The sequence below is a fragment of the Streptomyces sparsus genome (assembly GCF_054776295.1).
On the sequence record NZ_BAAHCA010000381.1, the window covers coordinates 1 to 4,485 of the forward strand.

Consider the following 4,485-nt stretch of genomic DNA (forward strand, 5'->3'; position numbering starts at 1 on the left):
CCCGTCGCACGCCCCGGGCCGCCCCGGAGCCGGCGGCGCGCCCGTTGCCCGCGGGGTGTCACATCGCGCACTGCTGGCTGTCGGCCGGTCCTCTCGCGGCCCGTCCGCGCGTGACGTCCTCGAGGATCTCGTCGTTGGTGAGCGCGTAACCGGTGTCGGGGTCCTCCAGCGACTTGGCGAAGATGACACCGAAGACCCGCCCGTCGGGTGTCAGCAGCGGCCCGCCGGAGTTGCCCTGCCGCACCGTCGCGTACAGCGAGTAGACGTCGCGGCGCACCGTGCCGCGGTGGTAGATGTCCGGGCCGTTGGCCTGCACCCGGCCGCGGACGCGTGCCGAACGGGCGTCGAAGCCGCCGTTCTCGGGAAAGCCGGCCACGACCGCGTCATCGCCGGTGGTGGCGTCACCCGGGGCGAACTCCAGCGCGGGCGCCTTCAGCCCGGGCACATCCAGCACCGCGATGTCCCGCTCCCAGTCGTAGAGCACCACCACCGCCTCGTGCAGCCTGCCCTCACCGCCCACCTGCACCGCGGGGTCGCTGACCCCGCCCACCACGTGCGCGTTGGTCATGACCCGGCCCCGCGAGAAGACGAAACCGGTGCCCTCCAGCGACTTGCCGCAGCTGGGAGCCGTCCCGGTGACCTTGACGATGGACCGCTTGGCCTCTTCCACCGCCGGGCTGACGGCGAGCGACGGGTCCGGCGGCGGCACGTTGGTGATCGGTTCACTGGTGAACGGGGAGAACACCTGCGGGAAGCCGTTCTGCGCCAGCACCGTGCCGAACCCGGTGAACCAGGTACCGGCCTGCCCTGGCATCGCCCGGGACACCCCCTGCAGCACCGACGAGCTGCGGACCTCCTTGCCGAGCGTGGGCAGTGACGTGGTCGCCAGCGCCGAACCGATCAGCCACGCCACCAGCAGCATCGCCACCACGTTGACCAGCGCGCCACCCGTGGCGTCCAGCGCCCGGGCCGGCGACCAGGTGATGTAGCGGCGGAGCTTGTTGCCCAGGTGGGTCGTGAAGGCCTGCCCGATCGAGGCACACACGATGACGATCACCACCGCCGCCACCGCTCCCAGGGTGCCCGGCGGCGTGTTGTCGGTGAGCTTGCTCCACAGCGGCGGCAGCAGCAGGACGGCGACGAGCCCGCCGCTCAGAAAACCCATCACCGAGAGCACACCGACCACGAACCCCTGGCGGTAGCCGATGACCGCGAACCATACGGCGGCGAGCGCCAGCAGTATGTCCAGGATGTTCACGGTGTCAGCCTCGCCCAGTGGTCATCGGTGGGGCCGCCCCTGCCGGGGCGGCGCGTCCGGTGCGGCGCACCGTCTCCTGCCGTGCCGGCCCGTCCGGGCCGGCTCTCATGCGTGCCAGTCAAGGGGGATGTCCCGGTTGCGGTCCCAGGGGTGCTCCCAGCCGGAGAAGTGCAGCAGCCGGTCGATCACCCCGGCGGTGAACCCCCACACCAGTGCGCCGTTGACCAGGAAGCAGGGGCCGCGGTAGCCGCTGGGGTGCACGGCCACGCCGCGGTTGGCCGGGTCGGTCAGCTCCGTGACGGGCGCCGTGAACACCCGGGCCGTCTCACCGGTGTCCATCGCCGCGACCGGTGTCGGTTCCCGCCACCACCCCAGTACGGGAGTGACGACGAACCGGCTGACCGGGATGTACAACCGCGGCAGCACCCCGAAGACCTGCACGCCGGACGGGTCGAGCCCGGTCTCCTCCTCGGCCTCCCGCAGCGCCGCCCGCACCGGACCGTCACCTTCCGGATCGCCGTCCTCCGGGTCGAGCGCGCCGCCGGGGAACGAGGGCTGCCCAGGGTGGGAGCGCAGGTTGGTGGCGCGTTCCATCAGCAGCAGGTGCGGCCCGTCGGTGGTGGCTCCGAACAGCACCAGCACCGCGGACTGCCTACCTCCGTCGACCGGCGGCAGGAAACGGCTGAGCTGCTCCGGCCGGATCGTCCCCGCTGCCCGCGCGACCGGCCGCAGCCAGTCGGGCAGCCCCTGGTCGCTGACCTCGACGCTACGGGCGGCATGGTCCGCGGAACGTGCGTGGCTCATTCGCGACCCCCGGCGGGCACACCGCTGCCGCCGCGTGGCGCGGTGCTCATGGCGCCGCCAACGGCGGTGCGGGCTGACCGGGGTAGTCGGCGGGCGGCTTCAGCCGCTGGCCGGGCAGTCCGCCCATCTCGTACTTGAGCAGCTTCTTCGCCTTCTCCGGATCGGTCTCACCCTCGCCGTACGCGGGGCAGAGATCGGTTATCGGGCAGGCACCGCAGGCGGGCTTGCGGGAATGGCAGACGCGGCGGCCGTGGAAGATCGTGCGGTGCGAGAACATCGTCCACTCGCTCTTTGGAATGATCTCCGCGATCTCCGCCTCGACCTTCTCCGGCTCACTCTGCTCGGTCAGGCCCCAGCGCCGCACCAGGCGCCCGAAGTGGGTGTCCACCGTCAGGCCGGGCACCCCGAAGGCGTTGCCCAGCACCACGAACGCCGTCTTGCGGCCGACACCCGGCAGCGAGACGAGATCGTCGACCCGGCCCGGCACCTCGCCGCCGAACCGGTCACGCAACGCAGCGGACAGGCCCAGCAGCGCCTTCGCCTTGTTGCGGAAAAACCCGGTGGGCCGGATGAGTTCCTCCAGCCGCTCCGGGTCCGCCCCCGCCATGTCCTCCGGCGTGGGGTAGGCGGCGAAGAGGGCAGGCGTCGTCTGGTTGACGCGCAGGTCGGTGGTCTGGGCCGAGAGCACGGTGGCGACCAGCAGCTCGAAGGGGTTCTCGAAGTCCAGCTCCGGGTGCGCGTAGTAGTACACCTCGCTGAGCTCCTTGTTGATGCGCCGGGCCCTGCGCACCATGGCATCCCGCGACTCCTGCCGCCGCGCGGGCCGCACCGCCGCAGCGGCGGTCTTCTTCGCGGCGGTGGTCTTCTTGGCAGCTGCCGTCTTCTTGGCAGCTGCCGTCTTCTTGGCAGCGGCCTTCTTGGCCGGGGTGGTCTTCGCGGCCGTCTTCTTGGCTGCCGCCTTCTTGGCCGTCGTCTTCTTCGCCGCCGTCTTCTTGGCTCCGCTTCCCGCCGACCCCGGTGCCTCGCCCTTCACCGGAGCCTTCGACGGAGCCTTCGCGGCGGCCCGCTTTCCCGGGACCTCGGCCGGTGACTCCGCGACGGCGACCTCGGGCGCGACACTCCCTCTGGCCGCGGGGGCGGTCTTCGGCGGGGTCTGCCTCGCGGCGGTCTTCGCGGCGGCCGTCTTCTCGGCCGCGGCCTTCTTCGCGGCCGGCTCCGAAGCGGGCTGCTGGGCGGACTTCTCGGTCACTGCTCTCCTTGGCGCCTCGTTCACCGACTGCCCCCGACACACCCGGGAGCACCGGCGCGGCACACCCGCGCCCGACCGTCGGGCATACGTTCACCCAGAGCGGAATCACCCGATTCGCTCACCCTCCCGGCCCCCTTTCCGTGTGCGCTCACCGGGTACTGGACACTCGGCCAGCGTAAGGGGGGCCACCAACATTCGCCCCGCTCATGGCCGATTAACAGCCCAATCGGACCCCTGCCTCATCCCGTACACCCCGAGTGAGTCAAACTTGTGACTGATCGCACTGTTTCAAACGTCCGGCATCATGGGGGCCACAACCCTGTGGGCAGGTCGACAAGGAGAGAACTCGTGGACGACGTTCTGCGGCGCGCCCCGCTGTTCGCGGCGCTCGATGAGGAGCAGGCGGCTGAGCTGCGTGCCTCCATGTCGGAGACGACGCTGGCCCGCGGCGAGGCCCTGTTCCACGAAGGTGACCCCGGTGACCGGCTCTACGTGGTGACCGAGGGAAAGGTGAAGCTGCACCGCACCTCACCCGACGGGCGCGAGAACATGCTCGCCGTGCTGGGCCCCGGTGAGCTCATCGGTGAGCTGTCACTCTTCGACCCCGGCCCGCGCACGGCCACCGCGACGGCCCTCACCGAGGTGAAGCTGCTCGGCCTGGGCCACGGCGACCTCCAGCCCTGGCTGAACGTCCGCCCCGAGGTGGCGACCGCGCTGCTGCGGGCCGTCGCCCGCCGGCTGCGCCGCACCAACGACTCCATGTCCGACCTGGTCTTCTCGGACGTGCCCGGCCGGGTCGCCAAGGCCCTGCTGGACCTGTCCCGACGGTTCGGCGTGCAGTCCGACGAGGGCATCCACGTCGTGCACGACCTCACCCAGGAGGAGCTGGCCCAGCTGGTCGGCGCATCCCGGGAGACCGTCAACAAGGCGCTCGCCGACTTCGCCGGCCGCGGCTGGCTGCGGCTGGAGGCCCGCGCCGTGATCCTGCTCGACGTCGAGCGGCTCGCCAAGCGCTCCCGCTGACCCGGTCGGGCCACCGGCCGTGAGGCCCGCGGGCCCGCCCGCCGCTGCCCGATGTGACGTCCGACCCTGGTACCTCCCTCCGCCCGAGGGAGGCACCAGGCATGTGCGAGGCCCTGCGGCTGCGCCCCCGTCCCGGCCCGTCGCCCGGGAC

The 4,485-nt window shown here is 71.8% G+C and carries 4 protein-coding genes; 1 reads left to right on the forward strand and 3 read right to left on the reverse strand.

Annotation, left to right across the window (positions count from 1 at the left end):
• Positions 1–58: 58 nt before the first annotated feature.
• The 3 genes from ACYVE9_RS16780 to nth all read right to left on the reverse strand — a co-directional run bounded on the left by ACYVE9_RS16780 (position 59) and on the right by nth (position 3,311).
• A complete protein-coding gene (locus ACYVE9_RS16780; RefSeq protein ID WP_461028676.1) occupies positions 59–1,258 on the reverse strand; it encodes a MarP family serine protease in 1,200 nt (399 codons plus the stop codon).
• Between the two features lie 105 nt (positions 1,259–1,363).
• The gene (locus tag ACYVE9_RS16785) at positions 1,364–2,062 is read right to left on the reverse strand and encodes an NUDIX hydrolase (RefSeq protein WP_461028677.1); all 699 of its coding nucleotides are present in this window, start codon (positions 2,060–2,062) and stop codon (positions 1,364–1,366) included.
• Between the two features lie 46 nt (positions 2,063–2,108).
• Positions 2,109–3,311, reverse strand: coding sequence for an endonuclease III (nth, locus tag ACYVE9_RS16790; protein WP_461028678.1), 1,203 nt, complete (start codon positions 3,309–3,311; stop codon positions 2,109–2,111).
• Positions 3,312–3,659: 348 nt separating this feature from the next.
• On the opposite strand from nth, the gene ACYVE9_RS16795 reads away from it, so the two are divergent.
• Positions 3,660–4,334: a Crp/Fnr family transcriptional regulator gene (locus ACYVE9_RS16795; RefSeq protein ID WP_283994321.1), complete on the forward strand. Its 675-nt coding sequence runs from the start codon at positions 3,660–3,662 to the stop codon at positions 4,332–4,334.
• Positions 4,335–4,485: the final 151 nt, after the last annotated feature.